This window comes from Bradyrhizobium sp. 149 (assembly GCF_023073915.1).
In the GTDB taxonomy this organism is placed as follows: domain Bacteria; phylum Pseudomonadota; class Alphaproteobacteria; order Rhizobiales; family Xanthobacteraceae; genus Bradyrhizobium.
This window is the reverse complement of record NZ_JADPKK010000004.1, coordinates 55,019-80,212: the sequence shown is the minus strand read 5'-3', so window position 1 is coordinate 80,212 and position 25,194 is coordinate 55,019. Positions and strand designations below refer to the sequence as shown.

General features: G+C 64.5%; 20 protein-coding genes. 5 read left to right on the top strand and 15 right to left on the bottom strand.

What is annotated here, in order from left to right; all coding sequences use genetic code 11:
• Positions 1–54: 54 nt before the first annotated feature.
• The 3 genes from ispG to IVA88_RS00685 are packed head-to-tail and all read right to left on the bottom strand — an operon-like array spanning position 55 to position 2,833.
• Positions 55–1,338, bottom strand: coding sequence for a flavodoxin-dependent (E)-4-hydroxy-3-methylbut-2-enyl-diphosphate synthase (gene ispG, locus IVA88_RS00695; protein ID WP_247495378.1), 1,284 nt, complete (start codon positions 1,336–1,338; stop codon positions 55–57).
• 12 nt (positions 1,339–1,350) lie between these two features.
• Positions 1,351–2,304: a DMT family transporter gene (locus IVA88_RS00690; RefSeq protein ID WP_247495377.1), complete on the bottom strand. Its 954-nt coding sequence runs from the start codon at positions 2,302–2,304 to the stop codon at positions 1,351–1,353.
• A 34-nt stretch (positions 2,305–2,338) separates the two neighbouring features.
• Entirely contained in the window at positions 2,339–2,833 is a 495-nt protein-coding gene (locus IVA88_RS00685) for a transcriptional repressor (RefSeq protein ID WP_247495376.1), read from the bottom strand.
• A gap of 157 nt (positions 2,834–2,990) precedes the next feature.
• Here IVA88_RS00685 and IVA88_RS00680 point away from each other — a divergent pair, with 157 nt between their 5' ends.
• The 3 genes from IVA88_RS00680 to IVA88_RS00670 are packed head-to-tail and all read left to right on the top strand — an operon-like array spanning position 2,991 to position 6,214.
• Complete coding sequence (locus IVA88_RS00680; protein WP_247495375.1) at positions 2,991–3,473, top strand: MarR family transcriptional regulator; 483 nt, start codon at positions 2,991–2,993, stop codon at positions 3,471–3,473.
• Positions 3,466–4,653: an HlyD family secretion protein gene (locus IVA88_RS00675; protein WP_247495374.1), complete on the top strand. Its 1,188-nt coding sequence runs from the start codon at positions 3,466–3,468 to the stop codon at positions 4,651–4,653. The genes IVA88_RS00680 and IVA88_RS00675 overlap by 8 nt, the downstream gene beginning before the upstream one ends.
• A 4-nt stretch (positions 4,654–4,657) precedes the next feature.
• The gene (locus tag IVA88_RS00670; protein ID WP_247495373.1) at positions 4,658–6,214 is read left to right on the top strand and encodes an MDR family MFS transporter; all 1,557 of its coding nucleotides are present in this window, start codon (positions 4,658–4,660) and stop codon (positions 6,212–6,214) included.
• A gap of 50 nt (positions 6,215–6,264) precedes the next feature.
• Here the strand turns inward: IVA88_RS00670 and IVA88_RS00665 are convergent, their stop codons facing one another.
• The 6 genes from IVA88_RS00665 to pcaF all read right to left on the bottom strand — a co-directional run bounded on the left by IVA88_RS00665 (position 6,265) and on the right by pcaF (position 12,913).
• Positions 6,265–7,356, bottom strand: a complete 1,092-nt coding sequence (locus IVA88_RS00665; RefSeq protein WP_247495372.1) for an ecdysteroid 22-kinase family protein — start codon at positions 7,354–7,356, stop codon at positions 6,265–6,267.
• Positions 7,357–7,404: 48 nt separating this feature from the next.
• A complete protein-coding gene (locus IVA88_RS00660) occupies positions 7,405–9,096 on the bottom strand; it encodes a methyl-accepting chemotaxis protein (RefSeq protein ID WP_247495371.1) in 1,692 nt (563 codons plus the stop codon).
• A gap of 208 nt (positions 9,097–9,304) precedes the next feature.
• A complete protein-coding gene (gene pcaG, locus IVA88_RS00655; protein WP_247495370.1) occupies positions 9,305–9,895 on the bottom strand; it encodes a protocatechuate 3,4-dioxygenase subunit alpha in 591 nt (196 codons plus the stop codon).
• Positions 9,896–10,597, bottom strand: coding sequence for a protocatechuate 3,4-dioxygenase subunit beta (gene pcaH / locus IVA88_RS00650; protein ID WP_247495369.1), 702 nt, complete (start codon positions 10,595–10,597; stop codon positions 9,896–9,898).
• Between the two features lie 95 nt (positions 10,598–10,692).
• Entirely contained in the window at positions 10,693–11,586 is an 894-nt protein-coding gene (locus tag IVA88_RS00645) for a dioxygenase (protein WP_247495368.1), read from the bottom strand.
• 118 nt (positions 11,587–11,704) lie between these two features.
• On the bottom strand, positions 11,705–12,913 hold the full coding sequence (pcaF, locus tag IVA88_RS00640) for a 3-oxoadipyl-CoA thiolase (RefSeq protein WP_247495367.1): 1,209 nt from the start codon (positions 12,911–12,913) through the stop codon (positions 11,705–11,707).
• Positions 12,914–13,129: 216 nt separating this feature from the next.
• On the opposite strand from pcaF, the gene mutS reads away from it, so the two are divergent.
• Positions 13,130–15,865 (top strand): DNA mismatch repair protein MutS, encoded by a 2,736-nt coding sequence (mutS, locus tag IVA88_RS00635; RefSeq protein ID WP_247495366.1) that lies wholly within the window; start codon positions 13,130–13,132, stop codon positions 15,863–15,865.
• Between the two features lie 87 nt (positions 15,866–15,952).
• Here the strand turns inward: mutS and IVA88_RS00630 are convergent, their stop codons facing one another.
• The 6 genes from IVA88_RS00630 to IVA88_RS00605 all read right to left on the bottom strand — a co-directional run bounded on the left by IVA88_RS00630 (position 15,953) and on the right by IVA88_RS00605 (position 22,208).
• Positions 15,953–17,629 (bottom strand): PAS domain-containing methyl-accepting chemotaxis protein, encoded by a 1,677-nt coding sequence (locus IVA88_RS00630; protein WP_247495365.1) that lies wholly within the window; start codon positions 17,627–17,629, stop codon positions 15,953–15,955.
• 362 nt (positions 17,630–17,991) lie between these two features.
• On the bottom strand, positions 17,992–18,801 hold the full coding sequence (locus tag IVA88_RS00625; RefSeq protein ID WP_247495364.1) for a hypothetical protein: 810 nt from the start codon (positions 18,799–18,801) through the stop codon (positions 17,992–17,994).
• Between the two features lie 66 nt (positions 18,802–18,867).
• Positions 18,868–19,377: an OsmC family protein gene (locus tag IVA88_RS00620; RefSeq protein WP_247495363.1), complete on the bottom strand. Its 510-nt coding sequence runs from the start codon at positions 19,375–19,377 to the stop codon at positions 18,868–18,870.
• Positions 19,378–19,446: 69 nt separating this feature from the next.
• Positions 19,447–20,232 (bottom strand): ABC transporter ATP-binding protein, encoded by a 786-nt coding sequence (locus IVA88_RS00615; protein ID WP_247495362.1) that lies wholly within the window; start codon positions 20,230–20,232, stop codon positions 19,447–19,449.
• A gap of 4 nt (positions 20,233–20,236) precedes the next feature.
• The gene (locus tag IVA88_RS00610; RefSeq protein WP_247495361.1) at positions 20,237–21,082 is read right to left on the bottom strand and encodes an ABC transporter permease; all 846 of its coding nucleotides are present in this window, start codon (positions 21,080–21,082) and stop codon (positions 20,237–20,239) included.
• Positions 21,083–21,236: 154 nt separating this feature from the next.
• Positions 21,237–22,208, bottom strand: coding sequence for an aliphatic sulfonate ABC transporter substrate-binding protein (locus IVA88_RS00605; protein ID WP_247495360.1), 972 nt, complete (start codon positions 22,206–22,208; stop codon positions 21,237–21,239).
• A gap of 188 nt (positions 22,209–22,396) precedes the next feature.
• Between IVA88_RS00605 and IVA88_RS00600 the strand changes: the two genes are divergently transcribed.
• A complete protein-coding gene (locus tag IVA88_RS00600; protein ID WP_247495359.1) occupies positions 22,397–25,186 on the top strand; it encodes a [protein-PII] uridylyltransferase in 2,790 nt (929 codons plus the stop codon).
• Positions 25,187–25,194: the final 8 nt, after the last annotated feature.

Genomic DNA, 25,194 nt, shown 5'->3' with positions numbered 1-25,194 from the left:
AGGCGGGCTACGCTTTCGCTAACCCGCCCTACGATTCCAACGTTGGAAGGACGCCTACTCCGCGGCGGTCACCGGCACCTTGGCGCCCTGGCCGTAGCGCTGCTCGATGTAGTCGATCACGAGCGCCTTGAAGTCGGCGGAGATGGTCGGGCCGCGCAGGGTCCGGAACTTCTTGCCGTCGACGAACACCGGCGCGGCCGGCGCTTCGCCCGTGCCCGGCAGCGAGATGCCGATATTGGCGTGCTTGGATTCGCCGGGGCCGTTGACGATGCAGCCCATCACCGCGACGTTGAGCTCTTCCACGCCGGGATATTTCGTTTTCCAGGTCGGCATCTCGTCGCGGATGAAGCCCTGGATCGAGCTGGCCAGTTCCTGAAACGTGGTGGAGGTGGTGCGGCCGCAACCCGGGCACGCCGCAACCAGCGGCACGAAGGTGCGGAAGCCCATGGTCTGCAACAGTTCCTGGCCGACCTGCACCTCACGGGTGCGATCGCCGCCGGGCTCCGGCGTCAGCGAGATGCGGATGGTGTCGCCGATGCCCTGCTGAAGCAGGATGCCGAGCGCGGCCGAGGACGCCACGATGCCCTTGGTGCCCATGCCGGCTTCGGTGAGGCCAAGATGGATCGCGTAGTCGGAGCGGCGGGCGAGATCCTGATACACCGCGATCAGATCCTGCACGGCCGAGACTTTGGCCGAGAGGATGATGCGATTCTTCGGCATGCCGAGCTCTTCGGCACGCGCGGCCGAGAGCAGCGCCGATTGCACCATGGCCTCGCGCGTCACCGCGCGCACATCGCGCGGATTGGCGGACGCCGCGTTCTCGTCCATCAGCTTGGTCAGGAGCTCCTGGTCGAGCGAGCCCCAATTGGCGCCGATGCGCACCGGTTTGTTGTTCTTGTTGGCGATCTCGATGATGTCGCCGAACTGGGTGTCGCGCTTGTCCTTGAAGCCGACATTGCCGGGATTGATGCGATATTTGGCGAGCGCCTCGGCGCAGGCCGGATAGGCCGCGAGCAGCTTGTGGCCGATATAGTGGAAGTCACCGATCAAGGGCGTGGTGATGCCGCGCTTGAGCAGGCCGTCGCGGATATGCGGGACGGCGGCGGCGGCCTCCTCGCGGTCCACGGTAATGCGGACCATTTCGGAGCCGGCGCGCGCGAGCGCTGCGACCTGGGCGATGGTGCCGTCGATATCGGCGGTGTCGGTGTTGGTCATCGACTGCACGACGATCGGCGCACCGCCGCCGACGGCAACGTCGCCGACCTTGACCTGGGTGGTGCGATGGCGTGGCGCAGGCCCCGCGATGTCGGAATCGATGGTGTTTTCGAGCTTGTTCATGGCGTCCAAATATCAGGTTTTGGTGACGTTCAGCAATGCATCGCGCGGCGCCGCAGCAGATTGGCTGGGACGGTTAACCATAAAAAGCCCAGCAATTACAAGGACGGCAGCAGCCCCGAATGTCATATTCAGCGTGTCGTGCATGATGAAATAGCTACCCACCACGCCAAACAAAGGGGTGATGAAGGTAAAAGCCGACAATTTGCTGGCCGAATAGGTCTTCACCAGCGCGAACCAAAGCGTGAACGTGGTTCCCACGACCCAGATCGCCTGGAAGGCCATCAGGCCCAGCGACAGCGGCGACGGGGTATGGGGGACGGTCTCCCCGAACAGCCAGGCGGCCGCGCCCAGGATCGGGATCGAGGTCGCGACCTGGTAGCCCAGCGCCTTCTCCGGCGCCGCGAAGCGCAGCCGGGTGGCCTTGGCGACCAGCGTGGTCGCCGCCCACAGCGCGGCGCCACCGACGATCATGAGGTCGCCGAGCAGAACATGCGAATCGACGTTGGGCTGCGGCACGCCAATCGCGAGTGCGACACCGGCAAAGCTTACGGCGAGCCCCAGCCATTGCGTCCCGCCCAATCGCTCGCCGAGCACCTGGTAGGAGCCGAGCGCGACGAAGAACGGCGCGGTGTAGAGGAACACGACGGCCCGCGATGCCGGGGTGAAGCGCAGGCCCTGGAAGATCAGCACGAACTCGATGCCGAACATCAGCCCGGCGATGATTCCGGGCTTCCAGGTACCGTCGCGTTCGAAGAATTTAACGCCGCGCAAGCTGCCGATGATGAACAGCACCGGCAGCGCGCCCATCGAGCGGAACGTGGCCTGAAGCATCGGCGGAATGTCCGGCAGCACCAGCTTCACCGCGATCTGGTTGAACCCCCAGGTCAGGCACAGCATGAGCATCAGGGCGATGGCGCCGACACTGAGGGGACGACCGGCGGACGATATCGCTTGTGGTGGGGACATGTCTTCCTGAAACCGGCTTTGCGCCGTGGTTGCTCTATGCAGCTTTCTGACAATGCGCACAGACGCCCGTGATCTCCACCACGGACAATTTGGGAGCGAAGCCTGAGCTGCGCGCGGCGGCGTTGAGATCCCTGGCGAAGGATGCCGACGGAATCTCACCGACCAGGCCACAGCGCTCGCAGATCAGGAACGTCACCGCCGAGGTCGCGTCGTGGTCGTGAGCGGCGCAGGCCAGATAGGCGTTGCGGCTTTCGATGCGGTGCACAAGGCCGTTGGTCATCAGGAAATCCAGAGCACGATAGACCGTGATCGGCGCCGGCCGCGGCATCGATTTCGCCAGCTCGTCGATCACCTCGTAGGCGCCGAGCGGCCGGTGACTCGAGAGCAGCGCCCCCAGCACATGGCGGCGTATAGGCGTGAATTTCTGCGTGCGTTGCTCGCAGACGGCCTCGGCATGCGCCAGCGCATCCGCGGTGCAGCGGCCGTGATCGTGGTCGGGCGCGGGAAATGCCGGCTTTGCGAGGGTCATGGGACCGGCGTTCTAGCATTTCGAAAGGGGAACCCAAAGCAGGACCGGCGATGCGGCGATCAGCCATGCTCATCCTGCGGGACAGCATCCCGATAACCCGCCATGAAATAATCATAAGCTTGCTTATTATATTCCAAGCTTATTGGAGATCAAGCTCATGAGCCGCGGGGCCGTGGACCAGAACTTCCTGTTTACGCTCGCTGAGCTCTATCGCCTGTTGCGCGTCTACGCGGACAAGGAAGCCTCGCGCTTCGGCATCACCCGTGCGCAATGGGCGGTGCTGGCCAAGGTCGAGCGCAGCGAAGGCATGAAGCAGTCGGAACTCGCCGAGCTTCTCGAGGTGCAGCCGATCACGTTGACGCGCCTGATCGACAAGCTCTGTGACAGTGACTGGATCGAGCGCCGCAACGATCCTTCGGATCGCCGCGTCAAGCGGCTGTACCTGAAGAAGGCCGGGCGGCAGTTGCTCGGACGGATGAGCGGGCTGAAGTCCGAGCTCACGGCTAACGCGCTCGACGGCATTACCCCGGCGGACGCCCATCGCCTCCTCACCCAACTCGAAACAATCAAGGAAAACGTGCGTACCGCGATCCAGGCCAGCGGAGCGGAACAAGCGCGTAAGGAGCAGCGCTATGGCTGATCAGGTGCTCAAGTTCCAGCCCGAGCAGAAAATCGGCAACGGCAAGCCCACCAAGAAAGCGGGCACCAATCCGCGTCGCCGCCTGTTGGCCGGCCTGCGTCGTTATCGCCGCGTCCTGCTCCTGGTCGTGCTGCCGGTCGTCGTCGCCATTGCGGGTTTCACCTTCTATCTCAATGGCGGCCGCTATGTCGGCACCGACGATGCCTATGTCGGCGCGCAGAAGGTGCTGGTGACGCCTGATATCTCCGGCAAGATCCAGAAGGTCATCGTGAAAGAAGGCCAGATCGTCAAGCACGGCGACGAGCTGTTCGGGATCGACCCCGCTCCGTTCCGTCATGCGCTGGAAGAAGCCAAAGCGCAACTCGCCCAAGCCCGCATCACCTATGACAATCTCGTTGCCAACATCAAGATCTACGGCGACATGCTCAATCTCGCCCAGCAGGGCGTCGAGCTGAAGCAACGTGACGTCGAGCGCAAGCAGGCGCTGGTGAAGAACAATTACGGCTCGCAGCTCGATCTCGACAACGCATCGAATGCGCTGGTTACCGCCGGCGCGCAGGCGCAATACATCAAGCAGCAACTCTCCAATGCCAAGACCCAATTGCTGGGCAATCCGGAGTTGCCGCTGGAGCAATTCCCCGCCTATGCGCAGGCCAAAGCCAAGCTGGACGATGCCGAGCGCAACCTCGACCACACCGTGCTGCGCGCGCCGATGGACGGCGTGGCAACACAGGTCGAGCAGATCCAGCTCGGCCGCTACGTCACCGCCGGCACGCCGGTGTTCTCCATCATCGACGTTGCCCATCCCTGGGTCGACGCCAATCCGAAGGAGAGCGACCTCACCTACGTCACCGAAGGACAGCCGGTCACGCTCGAGGTCGATACGTTCCCGAACCATCTCTTCAAGGGCAAGATCGGCTCGCTCTCACCGGGCACCGGCGCGCAATTCGCGATCCTGCCGCCGCAGAACGCCACCGGCAATTTCGTCAAGGTGGTGCAGCGCGTGCCGATCCGCATCTATTTCGACGAGACCGACAAATACATGCGCAAGCTGAAGGCCGGCATGAGCGTCTACGCCACCATCGATACCGGCCATCGGCGCTCGCTCGCCGGCCTGCTCGGCCTGTCGGCGACGGCGAGCCAGGACAAAGATCAAGACAAAGATCAGGACAAGGACTGATCCGATGGCGGAATCCAATCCCGCCCTGATGGTCCCCGGCCTGCGCCGCAACATGGTGACGATCTGCGCCATGACGGCAACCATCATGCAGGCGCTTGACACCACCATCGCCAATGTCGCGCTGCCTTACATGCAGGGCACGCTGTCGGCCTCGCAGGACCAGATCAACTGGGTGCTGACCTCCTACATCGTCGCCGCCGCGATCATGACGGCGCCGGTGGGCTGGATCGCCAACCGCTTCGGCCGCAAGCGCATCTTCATCATCTGCTCGGCCGGCTTCACCTTCGCCTCCGTGCTGTGCGGGCTCGCGCAGGACATCAACCAGATGGTGCTGTTCCGCCTGCTGCAAGGTGTGTTCGGCGCCGCTCTGGTGCCGCTCTCGCAATCGGTGATGCTCGATTATTACACGCTGCAGGAACGCGCCAAGGCGATGTCGATCTGGGGCATGGGCGTGATGATGGGGCCGATCATGGGACCGTCGCTCGGCGCCTGGCTGACCGAGACTTATTCCTGGCACTGGGTATTCTTCGTCAATCTGCCGTTCGGCGCGATCACCGTGATCGGGCTGATCATCTTCATGGACGAGACCAGGAAGGATCTCAGCCTCAAATTCGACTGGTTCGGCTTCGCGGCGCTGGCAGTCGCGATCGGCTCGCTTCAGCTCGCGCTCGACCGCGGCGAGCAATTGGGCTGGCTCGAATCGGGCGAGATCATCGCGGAGTTCATCGTCTCGGCCGTCGCCTTCTACTTCTTTATCGCGCACTCCTTCACGACCTCGACCCCGTTCATCCGCTTCGCGCTGTTTAGGGATCGCAACTTCGTCACCGGCTGCATGTTCATGGTCGTGATGGGCCTCGTGCTGTTCTCGACCATGGCGCTGGCCTCGCCCTACATGCAGAACGTGATCGGCTATCCCATCATCACGGCCGGCCTGCTGCTGGCGAGCCGCGGCTTCGGCACCTTCTTCGCCATGATGCTGGTCGGCCGCATGATGCGCTATTTCGAGGCGCGCACCCTGATCATTGCCGGCCTGACGCTGACCGCGGGCTCGCTGTTCCAGATGACCGGATGGACCGATTTGACCCAGGTGCCGGAGATCGTGACGGTCAGCATCATCCAGGGTTTCGGCTTCGGTCTCGTCTTCGTGCCGCTCTCGACGGTGGCGTTTCTGACCTTGTCCAATGAGCTGCGCACCGACGGCACCGCGATGCTGACCCTGATGCGCAACGTCGCGAGCTCGGTCGGCATTTCCGTCGTCATCGCCCAGCTGACGCAGGGTACGCGCAAGACCTACGCGATCCTGTCCGAGCACATCAACCCGTTCAATCATGCGCTCCAGATGCCCAGCGTCAGCGGCATGATCAATCTCTCCACCGATGCCGGCCGTGCCATGGCCGACCGGATGGTCAGCGTGCAGGCGCAGATCATCGCGTTTGCGCACGACTACCAGCTGGTGATGTTCTTCATCCTCTGCACCATCCCGCTCGCTCTGTTGATCGGCTCGACCAAGGCCACGCTACGTAAGCAGGCGGCTGGGCCGGAACCTGCGGTGATGGAGTAATACCGTCGTGCCGGCTTCGCCGGGACGACGCCGAATATGTAGCGCGCCAGCTAGCCCAAAAACTCCTCGCAGCCCAGATCCTCGACCGCAAGCATCACGCGCTCCAGATTATTCCACCAGATCACCGGCGGAATGTTGACGCTCCATTGCCAGACCGGCTTGGTGATGTGCCAGAGCACCGACCAGCGATAATCCTGATCGAGCGCGCCGCGTGTGTAGCCGCTGACCCCGTGCTCCATGAGCGTCTCATAGTAGCGGTTGAGCAGGGGACGTTCGAGTACCTGCCGGCGCTCCGGATACCATTGCGTCGCCATCATATAGGCGAGGTCGTCGGTCGGCACGTCGATGCGCCACACGTCGAAGTCGAACATCCGCACGGTATCGGCAACGCCAACGCGCGGCAGCAGGAAATTCCAGATATGGGCATCGCCATGGGTGATGCTGACATGACGTCGCAAATGATAGCGCTGCGATAGCCGAGCTGACTGATCGATGAGGCGGCGATAGAGGATGCGGCGCTCTTCGCTGAGGCGGTCGCCGAGCAGGTCCGCGAACCGATCGTAATGGCCGGCGAAGGTCTCCATGTGACTTGCGCTGTCCTCGGCACTCGCCCAAGTGCCGACGGTCTCGCCGAGACCGGGATGGTCCCACCAGGCCGCGTGCCATCGCGCGAGCGTCGTGACAATCGCCATCGCCTGGTCGCGCGACGGTGGCAGCGGCCATTGCGTCGCAATCTCATGGCTATCGGTGAGGTCTTCGAGCAGGAGATGCCAGGTGAGGCCCTCCTCGTCAAAATGCCCGTCGAAGCAGCGCGGCACGAGCCCTGCCGGCACTGTTGGCGCGAGCTGCGTGTAGAAGGCCACTTCGTGCCGGCCGCCATTTGCAAGCGTCTTGGCGAAGTCGGAATGCGCGGTCTTCAGAATCAGCGATTGCGGGGCACCGGCGGATTCTCCGACATAGCGCAGGCCAAGACGGATGATATGCGGCACGACGGTGTCGCGCTGATGCAGCACTTTCACCTCGCGGACCGCGCCGGCGTCCAGCACGCCACTCCTGCGTAGCGCAGCCGTCAGTCGGGCGGGCTCAACGACCGCTGGCAATTGTGGAGGTGTCATGACCACGATGCCCCTGTCCCGCGTCATACTGCACGATCACACGTCTGGCCACCAGCAGACGATTTCGCTGCCGTCTCAAGCCGCAGCGGTCGAGTCGCGCACGGTCCTGACAACAACCGACCGGAGCTGTTCGAGATTGGCCGCCATTCCGGCGATCGCCTGTCTGACGTCCGCGGCGCGCTCGTTCACGGAGGCGGCGTCGCGGCTGACATCACCGATCTTGGCCGAGACCTCCTTCGCCGCAGAAGCCGATTCGGAGATCGACCGCGTGATCTCGCGCGTGGCGGCGTCCTGCTCTTCCATCGCGGCGGCAACCGAGGTCGCTACGCCGTCGATCTCGACGATGTGCCCTCCCATCGTCTCGACGGCGTCGACCGCGGCCTGCGTCGAGGCCTGGATCTCGGCGATAAGGCGCGCGATCTCCTCGGTGGATTTGGCCGTCTGGTCGGACAACGATTTCACTTCGGCTGCGACCACCGCAAAACCGCGACCAGCCTCGCCGGCGCGCGCCGCCTCGATCGTGGCATTGAGCGCCAAAAGATTGGTCTGGCCAGCGATGCCGCCGATGAGGTCGGTGACCTCGGCGATCTTCTTGACCGATCCGGCCAGCGCCTGGATGGTCGCGCGCGCCTGTTCACGGCCTGCGACGGCCGATTTTGTGACCGTGCTGGTCCGCGCGACCTGGGTTGCGATCTCGCGGATCGAAGCACTGAGTTCTTCCGCCGCGGCCGAAACGGTCTGCGAGCTGCCGAGGGCCTGGGTGGAGGCCGCGGCGACCGCCTGCGACTGCGCGGAGAGCGACCTTGCGATCTCCGACAGACTGGAGGCGGCGCGCTCCACGCCTTGTGTCGCCGCGCTCGCCGTGTCGACCGAGAGCCCGGTCTCGCGCTCGACGGTTTCGGCCATCTGGTGCAGGGCCCCGCGCTTGGCGAGCGCCGCCTCATGCTCCTTCTGCGACTGCTCCTCGCGCAGGCGGGAATTCTCGACCGCGGACTGCTTGAACACCAGGAGCGCGCCCGCCATCGAGCCGACCTCGTCCTGCCGGTGCGCGAAAGGAATGTCGGCGGCGAGATCGCCGGTCGCGAGCTTTTGCATCGCGCCGGTCATGCGCACGATCGGCCGGACCACGCCGAGGGCGACGCCAAGCAGGCCCGCTGCAATGAAGCCGAGGACGGCGGCGGAGACGCCGAGGAGGATATAGAGCATGGAGCTGTCGCGGTCGGCGGCCAGCTTCTCCATGTCGGCATTCTGCTTGTTGGCACTCTCGACGATGCTGTCGATGACGGCGCGATGCGCGGTGTAGGCGTCCTTCAGTTGCGCGTAGGCGCGCTCGGAGGCGGCCGTGTCCTTGGCCTTGAGGGCCGGGAGGAGCTGGTCGGACAACAGCTTCCAGAACTTCTGCACCTCGATATCGGATTTCGACACCAGGGCTGTCTTCAGGTCGGCGGAGAGGCTGGAGGTGACCCAGAATGCCTTGCGCTCGTCGTAATCCTTGCGGAGCTGGACCAGGCGTTCGCCATGGGCCGCCAGCTGATCCGGCTCGCGCATGGCGAGGGTGGCCTCGAGGTAGGCCTCGATCACATATTCCGGCGGCGGCAGGATGTCCGCGATGAGATCGTTGCCGAGCTTGATATCGGAATACAGCGGACCGCCGACCTTGAGCTCTTTCAGGGCATAGAGGCTGGTCGAAACCACGGCGGTAAAGCCGATGGCCAGAACGATGCCGAAAGCAATGATTGCGGAAGAAAGCGAAAGGCGAATTTTCATGGAACAATCCAATGGGGCCGCGCCGAATCCAACGAACCCTAAAGGATTACGGTAAACACGGGATTGCTTCGCGCGGAAATTGCGTCGCGCGGACTCCGGAGAACTACGGGAAAACGGCGCCAGGGAGCGGTTTCGGGCGGCGAAAGTTGGGCCGGCCCTCCGCCATCGTCCCGGATAGGCGCAGCGCAGATTCGGGACGCCACCTCAGTCACACGTCGAAAAACACCGTTTCGTTGTCACCCTGGAGCCGCAGGTCGAGCCGGTAAACCGGCTTGCCAGCCTCGCGCATGGCGGTCAGCGTGGCGCGGCGGTCGGCGGGCACCAACGCCAGCACGGGATCGGCGGCATTGCCGGCCTCGTCGCCGAAATAGATGCGGGTGTAGAGATGCCGCAGCATGCCGCGACCGAACACCGCAAGCAGGATATGCGGTGCCTGCGGCTTGCCGTCGGGATCGGGCACAGCGCCCGGCTTGATGGTTTCAAAGCAATATTTGCCGTCCTTGTCGGTGCCGCAGCGGGCAAAGCCGCGGAAGCTCGCATTCGGCAACGCGCGTTTGTCCTGCGGATCGGCGAAGCGTCCCTGCGCATCGGCCTGCCAGATCTCCAGCATGACATCGGGCACGGCCACGCCATCACCGTCGAACACGCGGCCCTCGATGCGGACGCGATCTCCGGTGACGTCGGGCGTCAGGGTGGAGTTGGTGAACGCATCGTTCCAGGCATACTCGCCGGTCGGCGTCAGGCCGTATTTGAAGAACGGGCCGACGGTCTGCGATGGCGTGATCCCATTGTCCTGCACTTAATGGTTCTCCATAGGCGTGGCGTTCTTGCCGCGCAGCACGATGTCAAAGCGGTAACACAGCGCCCATTCGGGCTGGGTGTGCTCGAGATCGAACGACGACACCATTCGCGCCCGCGCCTTCTCGTCCGGCACCGAATTGAAGATTGGATCGAACGGGAACAGCGGATCGGCCGGGAAGTACATCTGCGTCACGAGACGCGTGACGAAGGAATGGCCGAACACCGAGAGATGGATGTGCGCGGGACGCCAGGCGTTGTGATGGTTGCCCCAGGGATACGCGCCAGGCTTGATCGTGACAAAGCGATAGTATCCGGAGGCATCGCTCATGGTGCGGCCGGCGCCCGTAAAGTTCGGATCGAGCGGAGCCGGATGCTGGTCGCGGACGTGAACGTAACGGCCGCAGGAATTGGCCTGCCAGATCTCGATCAGCGAGTTCGGCACGCCGCGGCCGTCCTCGTCGCGCACATGGCCGTGCACGATGATGCGTTCGCCGAGCGGCTCGCCGGTGTGCTGCGTGGTGAGATCGTTGTCGCCCTTGCGCACGGTCTCGTGGCCGTAGACCGGGCCAGTCAGCTCCGACAGCGTATGGCGCATCGGGATCAAGGGCTTGTTCGGCGCGCGCTTGACCGAGCTCTTGTACTCGGGCGACAGCGGCAGCGGATGCGCCTTGTTGCTGTCGACGGGATAGATGAATGTCATTGGCGAACTCCTCCCCGGCCACCCAAGGTCCGACCGGTCAACACTTCCACCAATCATTATAGGATATAACTAATTTGGGGAAGCGGCTTTGAGCCCTATTTGATCGGGGGACGTGGCAGCACGGCCTCGCCGGCTTCGAGCCGGTAGACATGGTCGAGCGAATACCAGGGCGTCGTGATATCGCGCTCGGTGGGGTGTGGCGTGTCATGTCGCAGGAACTTACCGAGCAACGCCTTCGTCACGCCGAACTGGACGTCGCTATCGATATGCGGATCGGCGGGATCGTAGACCTGCGAGATCAGCACTTTGAATCCGGGCTTAAAGACCAGGGCGTGCAGATGCGCGGGACGATAGGGATGCCGGCTCTGCGCCTCCAGGAGGCGGCCGACCACGCCGTCGGTCGGAATGGGATAACCGACCATCATCACTGAGCGGAAAGAGAAGCCTCCGTCATGGTCGGTCGTAAACTTGCCGCGCAGGTTCATGTCGGCCTGCTCGGGGTCCTGGTTTTCATAGAGACCAACGGGCGACGCGTGCCAGACGTCGACCTCGGCGCCGGCGACGGGACGACCGTCCGTGTCCACGACGCGGCCGTTGACGAACAGCGGCGCGCCAGGGGTCTCGGAGCGAACGATCGATCCGCCATTCTCCACCCGCGGCGAGTTCAACCGCCAGAACGGTCCGAGCAGCGACTGGTCGGTTTCCGTGTTGCCCTGATCGCCATTGTTCAGTAGGCACACCAGCGGCGAAACGCCGAGCGAGCCTGCCATCAGCACGACCTCGTTGTGCGTGTCGGTCGAGAGCTTGCCGAGTTCGGCGATAACAGCCGTGGCGTCGCGGAATTCCTTCTCGGTCAGGCGAACGTCGCGAACAAAACCGTGTAGATGCCTGACCAGGGAAACCATGATCTGGCGCAGCCGTGGATCGGATGTCCGCTCCATCACTGCCAATGCCGCGGCCGTGACGTCCTGCTCACGCGCGATGATCATGGGTCGATCCCTCTACCCTGTCATTCCGGGATGGCCCGAAGGACCGGACCCGGAATCTCGAGATCCCGGATTCCGCCCGTGCGGGCGGCTTCGGGATGACGGGACGCCACGCGTCCCGTCAATTCAGCTTCTCGATCGCGACAGCCACGCCCTGACCGACGCCGACGCACATGGTGGCGAGCGCGAGCTTGCCGCCGCGCTTTTCCATGCCGTGCACAGCAGTGAGCGCAAGGCGCGCGCCGCTCATGCCAAGGGGATGGCCGAGTGCGATGGCGCCGCCATGCGGATTGACGAAATCGGCATCGTCAGCGACGCCGAGCTGGCGCATGCAGGCGATACCCTGCGAGGCGAAGGCTTCGTTGAGCTCGATCAGGTCGAAATCGCTGATCTTCTTGCCGAGGCGCTCCATCAGCTTGCGGGTGGCCGGCACCGGGCCGATGCCCATGATACGCGGCGGCACGCCAGCGGAGGCGAGGCCCAGAATGCGCGCGCGCGGCGTCAGGCCGTGCTTCTTCACGGCAGCCTCGGATGCCAGGATCATCGCAGCGGCGCCGTCATTGACGCCGGAGGCGTTGCCGGCGGTCACCGTGCCTGGATTGCGCACGATCGGCTTAAGCTTCGTCAGGGCTTCGAGCGTGGTCTCGGGGCGCGGATGCTCGTCCTTGTCGACGGTAACAGGTCCCCCCTTGCCGCCGGGAATGGTGATCGGCGTGATTTCTTCAGCGAAATAGCCGGCCGCGATCGCGGCGCCCGCGCGCTGCTGCGAGCGGATCGCGAAGGCGTCCTGATCGGCGCGCGAGACCTGGAATTCCTCGGCGACGTTCTCGCCGGTCTCCGGCATGGCATCGACGCCATACTGCGCCTTCAGAAGCGGATTAATGAAGCGCCAGCCGATCGTGGTGTCGAAGATCTCGGCCGAGCGCGAGAACGCTTCCGGCGCCTTGCCCATCACGAAGGGTGCGCGCGTCATGGATTCGACGCCGCCGGCAATCGCAAGCTCGATCTCGCCGGAGCGGATGGCGCGGCCTGCGGCACCGACCGCATCCAGGCCGGAGGCACAGAGCCGGTTCAGGGTCTGGCCGGGAACCGAATCCGGCAGGCCTGCCAGCAGGAGCGCCATGCGTGCGACGTTGCGGTTGTCCTCGCCGGCCTGGTTGGCACAGCCGAAGAAGACTTCGTCAACCTGGGCCCAATCGAGATTGGGGTGCTTGGCCATCAGCGCCTTGATCGGGGCCGCCGCAAGGTCGTCGGCACGCACCTTGGCGAGGGAGCCGCCGAAACGACCGATCGGGGTCCGCACGGCATCGCAGATAAAAACGTCACGCATCGTTGTTCTCCCTGAATGCCGCGATCCGGCCTAAATTCTTCAATGTCGACGGAGTTTTAGGAGGGCGCCCGCGGCAGGTCAATTGACCGATACGCGCGTGTTCCGGGGGTTGCGCACGCGAGTTGCGCATGCCGCGGTGCGGACAACGTGGAAAACCTCCCCTCCCCGGCCAAAGCAATAGGAGCGCGGGGCGAAATTTTGTAGGTTGCGCCGCCCATGACCATGCAACAACCGATCCCCGTTCCGCCCCCCGAGGACACGTCCGCACTGCCTGCGGAAGCTGCCGCGCGCGTTACGCCGATGATGGAACAGTACCTTGAAATCAAGGCGGCGCATCAGGGGCTCCTGCTGTTCTACCGGATGGGCGACTTTTACGAGCTGTTCTTCGAGGACGCCGAGATCGCCTCCAGGACACTCGGCATCGTCCTGACCAAGCGCGGCAAGCATCAAGGCGCCGACATCCCGATGTGCGGCGTGCCGGTCGAGCGCTCCGAGGATTATTTGCACCGGCTGATCATCGCCGGGCACCGCGTCGCGGTGTGCGAGCAGATAGAGGATCCCGCCGCCGCCAAGGCGCGCGGCAACAAGAGCGTCGTGCGGCGCGGGGTGGTGCGCCTGGTCACGCCGGGCACGCTGACCGAGGACACGCTGCTCGACGCGCGCGCCAACAATTACCTGCTGGCGCTCGCGCGCGCCCGCTCGTCGGCGGGCGGTGACCGCTTTGGCCTCGCCTGGATTGACATCTCGACCGCTGAATTCATGGTGACCGAATGTTCGGGCGGCGAACTTGCCGCGACACTGGCGCGCATCAATCCGAACGAGGTGATCGTCACCGACGCACTCTATAACGACAGCGAGCTTGGACAGACCCTGCGCGAGCTGCCGGCGGTGACGCCGCTGACCCGCGACGTCTTCGACGGCGCCACCGCCGAGAAGCGGCTGTGCGACTATTTTGCCGTCGCGACCATGGACGGACTGGCGCAGCTCACGCGGCTGGAAGCCACTGCTGCCGCCGCCGCCGTCACTTATGTTGACCGCACCCAGGTCGGCAAACATCCACCGCTGTCGCCGCCGGCGCGCGAGGCCTCGGGTGCGACCATGGCGATCGATCCGGCGACGCGCGCCAATCTCGAACTGACGCGGACGCTGGCTGGAGAACGCCGCGGCTCGCTGCTCGATGCGATCGACTGCACGGTAACCTCGGCCGGCTCGCGCTTGCTGGCGCAGCGGCTTGCCGCGCCGCTGACCGATGCGGCGGCGATTGCGCGGCGGCTCGACGCCGTCGGGAGCTTTGTCACCGACTCGGCCGCGCGCGAGGACATCCGCAGCATCCTGCGTGGCGCCCCGGATATGTCGCGGGCGCTGGCCCGTCTCTCGGTCGGCCGCGGCGGGCCGCGCGACCTCGCCGGCCTGCGCGACGGCATCATCGCCGCCGACCAGGTGCTGACGCGGCTTGGCGAACTCGACCAGCCGCCGCAGGAGATCGCCGCGGTGATGGCGGCGCTGCAAAGGCCATCGCGCGAGCTCGCAGCGGAATTCGCCAGCGCACTCGACGATCAACTGCCGCTGATCAAGCGCGACGGCGGCTTCGTTCGTCAGGGCTACGAGCCTGCGCTGGACGAAATCCGAAACCTGCGCGACGCCTCACGCCTGGTGGTGGCCTCGATGCAGGCGCGCTACGCCGACAACACGGGTGTGAAGGGTCTCAAGATCCGACACAACAACGTGCTCGGCTATTTCGTCGAGGTCACCGCGCAACATGGCGACAAGCTGATGTCGGCGCCGCTGAACGCGACCTTCATCCACCGCCAGACGCTGGCCGGCCAGGTCCGCTTCACCACCTCGGAACTCGGGGAGATCGAAGCCAAGATCGCCAATGCCGGCGATCGCGCACTCGGGCTCGAGCTCGAAATCTTCGAGCGGCTCTGCACCAAGGCGCTGGCCATCAGCGAGGATCTGCGCGCCGCCGCCCATGCCTTTGCGCTGCTCGACGTCGCGACGTCGCTCGCCAAACTCGCGATCGACGACAATTATGTGCGGCCCGAAGTGGATCAATCGCTCGGCTTTGCGATAGAGGCCGGCCGCCATCCCGTGGTGGAGCAGGCGCTCAAGCGCAACGGCGAGCCATTTATTGCCAATGCCTGCGACCTCTCGCCGGGACCCGGGCAAAAGTCCGGCCAGCTCTGGTTGCTGACCGGTCCGAACATGGCGGGCAAGTCGACCTTCCTGCGCCAGAACGCGCTGATTGCTCTTCTTGCTCAAATCGGAAGTTTCGTGCCGGCGACACGCGCGCGGATCGGCATCATCGACCGCCTGTTCTCACGCGTCGGCGCCGCCGACGATCTCGCCCGCGGCCGTTCCACCTTCATGGTGGAGATGGTCGAGACGGCTGCGATCCTGAATCAGGCCGGCGAGCGAGCGCTCGTGATCCTCGACGAGATCGGGCGCGGCACCGCAACCTTCGACGGCCTCTCGATTGCCTGGGCGGCGATCGAGCATCTGCATGAGAGCAACCGCTGCCGCACGCTGTTCGCCACCCATTATCACGAGCTGACCGCGCTCTCCGCCAAGCTGCCGCGGATGTTCAACGCCACCGTGCGCGTGAAGGAGTGGCAGGGCAATGTCGTGTTCCTGCACGAGGTGCTGCCGGGCTCGGCCGACCGCTCCTACGGCATCCAGGTGGCGAAGCTCGCCGGGTTGCCGCCGGGCGTGATCACGCGCGCGAAATCCGTGCTGGCAAAGCTGGAAGCCCAGGACCGCGGCCAGACCGCGCGCGCGCTCGCCGACGATTTGCCGCTGTTCGCAGTGCCCTCGCGCGCCGCCGCGGAAGCTGCGCCCCCGAGCGACGCCGAGCTGCTGATGGAGGCGGTGAAGGCGCTGCATCCGGACGAGATGTCGCCGCGCGAGGCGCTCGATGCGCTGTATGCGTTGAAGGCCAAGCTGCCGAAGTAATGACGTTGTCGTAGCCCGGGCGAAGCGACATCCGGGACGCATTCCCGGATATCGCTGCGCTGATGCGGGCTACAGATGCTCGCCTGCCTACGCCCTCGCCGATATCGCCGCAGCTTCTGCGGCGGCGCGCTGCATGCTGGTCGACATCTCGTTGGTCACCGTGCTCTGCTCCTCGATCGCCGCAGCCGTTGATGTCACGTATTCGCTGACATTGCTGATCGCCTGCTTGATCGAGCCGAGCGCGCTGACGACATCGCCGGAGATGCCGTTGAGGTTGCCGATCTCCTGGCCGATCTTGTCGGTCGCGTGCTTGGCCTGGTTGGCGAGGCTCTTCACCTCCGAGGCAACCACCGCGAATCCTCGGCCCGCTTCGCCGGCCCGCGCGGACTCGATCGTGGCATTCAGCGCGAGCAGATTGATCTGCCCCGTAATGCTGTTGATCAACTCGACGATGCCGCTCATCGCCTGAGCCGCTTCGGTGAGGCGCTGGGCCTGCGCATCAGCGGTGGATACCTGCTCCACGGCGCTCATTGCCGTTTCACGCGACTTCGTCATGGCTTCCGAGATCTCCCGCACCGAAGCGTTCAGCTCTTCCGAACCTGCGGCGACAGACTCCATCATGCCGCGGACCCGCTCATTGCCCATGCGGACCAGCACCTGCTTCGTGACGTCGGTCGCATATTTGACGACCTTGAACGGCTTGCCGTTGAGATCGAGGATCGGATTGTACGAGGCCTGGATATAGACTTCCTTGCCGCCCTTGCCGATCCGCTTGTACTCGGCCGCCTGGTATTCGCCGCGGTTGAGCGCGGCCCAGAACTCGCGATAGGCCGTGCCGTCACGTTCCGCCGGCTCGACGAACATGCTGTGATGCTTGCCCTTGATCTCGGCGAGCGAATAGCCGAGGGCGCCGAGGAAATTGGCGTTGGCGGCGATGATCGTGCCGTCCATGTTGAACTCGATCACCGCCTGCGCCTTGTCGATCGCCGAGATCTGGCCCGCAAGGTCGGCATTCTTCAGCTTCTCCGCCGTGACGTCGGTCGCGAACTTGGCGACGCCAAACGGTTTGCCGTTCTCGTCGAGTAGCGGATTGTAGGAGGCGAGAATCCAGACCTCCCGACCGCCCTTGCCGATGCGCTTGAACTCGCCGGCCTGGTATTCGCCGCGGTTGAGCGCGGCCCAGAACTCGCGATAGGCCGCGCCGTCGCGCTCGACCTGGGCGACGAACAGGCTGTGATGCTTGCCCTGGATCTCGGTGAGGGAATAGCCGAGGGCCTTACAGAAATTCTCGTTGGCCGTGATGATGGTGCCGTCGAGCTTGAACTCGATCACGGCCTGAGCGCGATTGATGGCGGCCACCTGGGAGGCCTCCGTCATCGCATTGATCTTCTTGGCGGTGATGTCGGTTGCGATCTTCACCACCTTGACGGGCTTGCCGGCAGCGTCGAGGACCGGATTATACGATGCCTCGATCCAGACTTCGCGCCCACCCTTGGCGATCCGCTTGAATTCAGCGGCCTGAAATTCGCCGCGGTTCAGGTGCGCCCAGAACGCCTTGTACTCGGCGCTGTCACGCTGATCGGCCGGCATGAACATGGCGTGCTTCTTTCCCTTGATCTCGTCGAGGGAGTAGCCGAGGGCGTTCAGGAAGTTCTGGTTGGCAGTCAGGATCGTGCCGTCCATGGCAAACTCGATCATGGCCTGCGAACGGCCGATGGCTGCGAGTTGTACATCCGCGTCGTTGCGGGAGTTACGACCAAACATCAGTGAATCTCCAAAAAATCATGAAATTGCGTGACGGGATCTGGGGACGTGGCGGCGCGGCACACGCGCCGAATTCCGATCGAAACTTCCGCCGGTAAAACTCGCGTTGCGAAGACCGAGGCGGGTACGCAACATAATTCAGTACCCGTAAGACTCGAATAAAGTGCTAACGAATTCTGGGAAAGGCGATGGCCGACAAAGCAGCCTAAAGCTGCACGATGGCACGCCTTACACGCTGCTCGGTCGGCGCTGTGACTCGAAATGGCCTTGGTCCTTCAGGAGTTTGAAGGAAAGCGTCTCGTGATCTGTCGTAGCGAGTTAGCTGCGGAAGTATCCGGCGGTGGCAGGGCATGTCCGTAGTGTCACGGTGCTTGTCGCGCCTTGTGCAGCGTACGCCGCCCGATCCCCCACAGCGTCAGATTCCAGACGATGCACGTGGCGAGTGCGAGCCCAAGACCGATGGCGGAGCCGAACCACACCACCGCGACATGCAGCACTGCGATCGCCACGCCGAATCCGAGCAGGCCCCAGGCGGAGTTGGCGAGCACCGCGGCGGTCGGTGGTCCGCCGATGCGCGGATGCAGGATCACCATGATGCTGGTGAACACGACCGGGTATAGCGCGATGATGCCGCTGATCCTGGGGCCGACCCAGCTCGACGTCGAGACGACGATGGCGACAAGGGTCGCGACCAGCGAAGCGCGCATCGGGACGTCATACCAGCGGCGCGTCACCAGCGGCATCTTCACATCGCGGTAGCCTGCCAGAAGCGGAATACAGATGCCGAATGCGATCAGATTGGCAGCGAGCCCGGCGGTGAGCGGCCAGTCGAACTGACGGATGAGCGAGGCGAGCACGATCCAGACCGCGACCGCGCTTCCGCAACTCACCAAAAGGCTGCGCCGCTGTGCCAGCACCACATAGATAACGCACATGAAGATCGTCGCTGCATTGACGGGCAGGCTTGACTCCGCCCCCTGCGCAATGAAGGCGGCATCGTGGTCGAGCGCGAGGAAGACGTAGGACGGACCGGCTGAGACCGGCAAAGTCGCGACCAGCGCGCCGATCACCGGCCCCGAGCGCTCGGTGATGATCGACGCCGTCACGACGAATCCCGCTGCGATGATCATGCGCAGCAGGAGGATGAGGATGAAATGGAGCTCGGGGGACATTTTTTTCTTTGTCGTCCCGGACAAGGGCGGGACGACACTCATTATTGGGCTAGCGGCCTTCGCTCGTTACATCCGGTGCATCGACACCGCGACCTTCGGACCGTTCTTGATGGTTTGATAGACCACGCAATAGCGCTCGGTGAGCTTGAGCAGCAGGTCGAGCTTGTCCTGCGGTGCCTCGGTGTCGACCTCGAAGCGCAGGCGTATCTCGGCGAAGCCGACCGGCGTCTCCTTGTCGACGCCGAGCGTGCCGCGGAAATCGAGATCGCCCTCGGCGTAGACGTTGCCGGCTTTCAAGGGCACCTCGATCGCGGTCGCGACCGACTTCAGCGTGACGCCGGCGCAGGCGACCAGCGCCTCGAGCAGCATGTCACCGGAGCAGAGCTCGAGGCCGGAGCCGCCGGTCGCGGGATGAAGGCCGGCCATTGCGATGGCGCGGCCGGTCTCGACCTTGCAGGCGATGCCTTCGCTGACCGTCGAGCCCTTGGCCTTTAGCGTGATCATCGCGGTCTTGGGATCGGTCTTGTAGCGTTCCTTGATCGGGGCCTGCATTTGGCGCAGTGCTGCGGCGTCCATTTTGTCTCTCCCGGAAAAATCGTCTCTACGAAGTACTGGATTGCGATGTACCGGCCCAGAGAGAAATTGTCACCACCACATGGCCTGACCGGGACCCTGGGTTGCGTCACGGTCGGGCACGCTGCGATCGAGCGAGCGGTCGAGTGACGTCAGCACACTTCGCTTGAAATTCTCGAACAGCGGCGAATTGCGGTCGCGTGGCCGGCTCAGGTTGATCTCGATCTGATCGAACAGCCGGCCCGGCCGCGGCCGCATCACCAGCACGCGGTCAGCCAGCACCACGGCCTCGTCGACGTCATGCGTGACGAGGATGAGCGTCGGCCGCGTGTCGGCCCAGAGGTCGAGCAGATGATCCTGGAGATCCCGGCGGGTGAAGGCGTCGAGCGCCGAGAACGGCTCGTCGAGCAAGAGCACCTCGGGCTGCGGCACCAGCGCACGTGCGATCGCCACGCGCTGCGCCTGCCCGCCCGAGAGCTCGCGCGGCCAGGCCTGCGCCTTTTCGGCGAGCCCGACACGCTCGAGCGCGCGCGCCACCTTCTCACGCCGCTCGGCCGCGGGCGCATCGGCGAGACCAAAGCCGATATTGTCGGCGACGCTGAGCCAGGGCAGCAGCCGCGGCTCCTGGAAGATGATGCCGATCTTGGCATGCGGCGAGGCGATCGCCTCGTTGTCGAGGATCACAGTGCCCGAGCTTGCGCGGTCGAGGCCGGCGATGGCGCGCAGCAGCGTGGACTTGCCGCAGCCCGAGCCGCCGATGATGGCGACGATCTCGCCTTGCCTGATCTCGGCGGAAAAGCGCGCCAGCGCCTGCACGCCGTTGGGATAGGTCTTGCTGACCCGGTCGAGCGCCAGCATCGCCTTACGCTCCCCTTGTACGCCCGAAGGCGTCCTGCCAGCGCAGGAAGGGCGCAGCCGCGATCTCGATCAGCCAATCCGTGAGCTTGCCGAGGATCGCGAAGATCACGATCGCGGCGAGGATCTGCGCGGGCTTGCCGAGCTGCTGGCCGTCGAGCAGGAGATAGCCGAGGCCTTCGGACGCGCCGATCAATTCGGCGGCCACCACGAACATCCAGCCCAGACCGAGACCGACGCGCAAGGACACGACATAGGCCGGCAGCACCGCGGGCAGCAGAATACGGCGGATCATGGCGGGGCCGGAGAGGCGGAAGGTGCGACCGACTTCGACGATCTTGCGATCGACGATGAGGATCGCGCCCATCACACCTAGATAGACCGGGAAGAACACGCCGACCGCGATCAGCACGACCTTGGAGGTCTCGAAGATACCGAGCCAGAGGATAAACAACGGCACCCAGGCCAGCGAAGGGATCGCGCGCAGCGCCTGCACGGTCGGATCGAGCAGCCGCCGCGCCAGCGACCAATAGCCGGAAATGGCGCCGAGCAAGGTGCCCGCGACCACGCCGAACGCAAAGCCGAGACCGACGCGCCACAGTGTCGCGGCGATGTGACGAACCAATTCGCCGGAGCGGGCAAGATCAACGATAGTGGCGAACACGCGCGAGGGCGGCGGCACCAGCCGGCCGTTGGACCAGCCGCGCCAGACCAGGAACTCCCAACCGAGCGCGAGGGTGAGCGGCAGCAACACGCCCAGCATCGGCCGTGCATAGCGGGCGAGCCGAGACGGCGCCGCGGCGCTCTCGGCCGGTTCCGAGGTTTGTTGCAGGACTGGCGCGTCGGAGCTCATGGCCGTAGGAAGCGCGTCTTGTGAGGGAATGCAACACTACTCTTGCCGCGCCTGCGGCCTGCGTAGCCCGGATGAAACGTAGCGCAATCCGGGGATTGCGCCGCTAGAAAGCGTCCCGGATTTCGCTGCGCTCCATCCGGGCTACAGGCGAACCTCAATTCGTCGGCAGCGGGACCTGGTCGTCGATCAGCGCGTCGAGCGTCGCCTTCACGTCGACCTTGGCGTCCACGACACCGGCCTGTTGCAGGGCGAGGCCGGCGGCGAGGATCGACTCGCGCTGCGGCGCGCCGATACGGCTGTGGGTAAGCTCGGTGCGCTCCTTGAGCTGCTTGTCGACGACAGGCTCCGGCAGCTTGGTCACGGCGATGAAGGTCTTCTTCAGCTCGTCGTAATTCGCCAGCGAATATTTGCGCGCCTCTTCGTACACCGCGAGCACGCGGCGGACAGCGTCCGGATAGTCTTTCAAAAACTGCTCGCGCGCATTGAGGATGCCCCAAGTGTTGGCGTCAGCCTTGCGGTAGAACAGTTTTGCGCCGTCCTCGGCTTCGGCTTGCGCCATCATCGGATCGAGCCCGGCCCACGCATCGACGTCGCCGCGGATCAGCGCGGTCTTGCCGTCGGCGTGCTGGAGCAGCACCGGCGTGATGTCCTTTTCGGTGAGACCTGCGCCGAGCAGCGCGCGCACCAGGAAGATGTGCGGGTCGGTGCCGCGCGTCACCGCGACGCGCTTGCCCTTGAGGTCAGCCACATCAGCGATCTTGGAATCCTTGGCCGTCACCAACGCGGTCCATTCGGGGCGCGAATAGACGTAGATCGACTTGATCGGATTGCCGTTGATACGCGCGACCAGCGCCGCCGAGCCCGCGGTCGAGCCGAAATCGATCGAGCCGGCATTGAGAAATTCGAGCGCCTTGTTGGAGCCGGCTGATTGCACCCAGGTGACGGTGATGCCATCCTTGGCGAATTCCTTCTCCAGGAGCCCCTTCTGCTTCAGGACCATCGACACGGGATTATAGGTCGCCCAGTCGATACGGATTTCCTTGAGCGGATCCGCCGCCCGCGCCGCGGGCGACACGGCAAGAGCCATCGCTCCCGCCAGCAGTATGCGTCGTGTAATCCTGGCCATGCCCGGCCTCCTCTAGAACTTCATTGTTTTTCAATGAGTTACATCTCGAGGTCAACGAGAAAATCCGCCCCTCGAAGGCGCGCCGGCTGAGAACAGCTTTGCCCAAAGCCGCACCTTTCCAGCATGGAACGACTATTGCGAGAGAATGGCGGGTGACAGCGCCTGCCGCCTCTTATATCGGGTGAGACATGGACAGCGTCGCGACTGAGCACAAGGCCGAGGTGGACGATCGCTTCGACACCGCGCGGATCACCGCCGCAGTCGATGCGCTTGCCGAGAAGCACCAGGGACGCGAGGACGCGTTCCGCACGGCCATGGCGCAATTGCTCAAGGCCGAGCTGATCGCAGCACGTGACGCGGCACAGACGATCCTGCTGAAGGACCGTCACGGCCGGCGCTGCGCCGAGCGGCTGTGCCACGTGCAGGACGAGATCATCCGCATCCTGTATTCGGCCGCGACCCGCCATCTCTATCGCTCGCCGATCCCGAGCGGCGCCGAGCGCATGGCCGTGGTGGCGACCGGCGGCTATGGCCGCGGCCTGATGGCTCCCGAATCCGACATCGATCTGCTCTTCATCCTGCCCTACAAGCAGACCGCCTGGGGCGAGCAGGTCGCCGAGGCCATTCTCTATTGCCTGTGGGACATGGGACTGAAGGTCGGTCACGCCACGCGCTCCGTCGACGAGTCGATCCGGCAGGCGCGCGGCGACATGACGATCCGCACGGCGATCCTGGAGACGCGCTTCCTGACCGGCGACCGGCCGCTCTATGACGAACTGGTCGCCCGCTTCGACAAGGAAGTCGTTCAGGGCACTGCGTCCGAGTTCGTCACCGCGAAACTCGCCGAGCGCGAGGAGCGGCATCGCCGCGGCGGCCAGTCGCGCTATCTGGTCGAACCCAACGTCAAGGACGGCAAAGGTGCCCTGCGCGACCTGCACACGCTGTTCTGGATCGCGAAGTACGTCTACCGCGTGAGCGACACCGATGAGCTGGTCGAGCGCGGCGTGTTCGACGCGCAGGAATACCGCAGCTTCCGCCGCTGCGCCGACTTCCTCTGGTCGGTTCGCTGCAATCTGCACTTCTACTCTGGTCGTGCTGAAGAGCGCCTCTCCTTCGATCTTCAGCGCGAGATCGCGGTCCGGCTCGGCTACACCTCACATCCCGGCATGCAGGACGTCGAGCGCTTCATGAAGCACTACTTCCTGGTCGCCAAGGAAGTCGGCAACCTCACCGCCATCCTCTGCGCCAAGCTCGAGGACCAGCAGGCCAAGCCCGCGCCGGTGCTCAGCCGGATGATGGCGCGGCTGCGCCCCACCGCGGTGAAGCGGCGGGTGCCCGAGAGCGACGACTTCATCGTCGACAACAACCGCATCAACGTCGCCGCGCCCGACGTGTTCAAGCACGATCCGGTCAATTTGATCCGCATCTTCCGCCTGGCGCAGAAGAACAATCTCGCCTTCCACCCGGACGCGATGCGCGACGTAACGCGCTCGCTCAATCTGATCAACGCGCAGATGCGCGAGAATTCCGAGGCCAACCGGCTGTTCATGGAGATACTGACGTCCGACAACGCGGAAATCGTGTTGCGGCGGATGAACGAGACCGGCGTGCTCGGCCATTTCATCCGCGCCTTCGGCAAGATCGTCTCGATGATGCAGTTCAACATGTATCATCACTACACCGTCGACGAGCATCTGATCCGCTGCATCGGCTTCCTCCAGGACATCGAGCGTGGCGGCAGCGATGAGTTTACGCTCGCCAGCGACCTCATGCGCAAGAGCCGTCCCGAGCATCGGTCGGTGATCTACATCGCGACGCTGCTGCACGACGTCGCCAAGGGCCGGCCCGAGGATCACTCGATCGCCGGCGCCAAGGTGGCGCGACGGCTCTGCCCGCGGCTCGGCTTCAGCCCGGCCGACACCGAGCTCGTGGCCTGGCTGATCGAGGAGCATCTGACGATGTCCACGGTCGCGCAGTCGCGCGATCTCTCCGACCGCAAGACCATCGAGAATTTCGCCGCCGTGGTGCAGTCGGTCGAGCAGATGAAGCTCTTGACGATCCTCACCACCGCCGACATCCGCGGCGTCGGGCCCGGCGTGTGGAACGGCTGGAAGGCGCAGCTTTTGCGCTCGCTGTACTACGAGACCGAGCCGGTGCTGACCGGCGGCTTCTCGGAGGTCGATCGGGGAAAACGCCTCGCATCCGCACACGCCGAATTCCGCATCGCCTTCGCCGAATGGCCGACGGAGGAGCTCGACGCCTATATTGGCCGGCACTATCCGGCCTACTGGCTCAAGGTCGAGCTGCCGCGCAAGATCCGCCACGCCCGCTTCGTCCGCTCCAGCGAGCAGGCCGGCCACAAGCTCGCGATCAATGTCGGCTTCGATGAGGTGCGCGGCGTTACCGAACTCACTATCTTCGCGGCCGACCACCCCTGGCTGCTGTCGATCATCGCGGGCGCCTGTGCCTCGGCGGGCGCCAATATCGTCGACGCTCAGATCTACACCACGACCGACGGCCGCGCGCTCGACACGATCTCGATCTCCAGGGAATACGACCGCGACGAGGACGAAGGACGGCGCGCCACGCGCATCGGCGAGATGATCGAGGATGTGCTGGAAGGCAAGCTGCGTCTGCCCGAAGTGGTGGCGCGGCGCACGGTGCGCAGCAAGGCGCGGCCGTTCGTGATCGAGCCGGAAGTGACCATCAACAACCAATGGTCCGACCGCTACACCGTGATCGAGGTCTCCGGCCTCGACCGGCCGGGCCTGCTCTACGAGCTGACCACCGCGATCTCGAAGCTCAACCTCAACATCGCCTCGGCCCATGTCGCGACCTTCGGCGAGCGCGCCCGCGACGTGTTCTACGTCACCGATCTCCTGGGCGCACAGATCAGCGCGCCGACACGCCAGGCCGCAATCAAGAGCGCGCTGACCCACGTGATGGCCGGCGACAAGGCGGTTCAGCCTGCGGCGTGAGCGAGAGA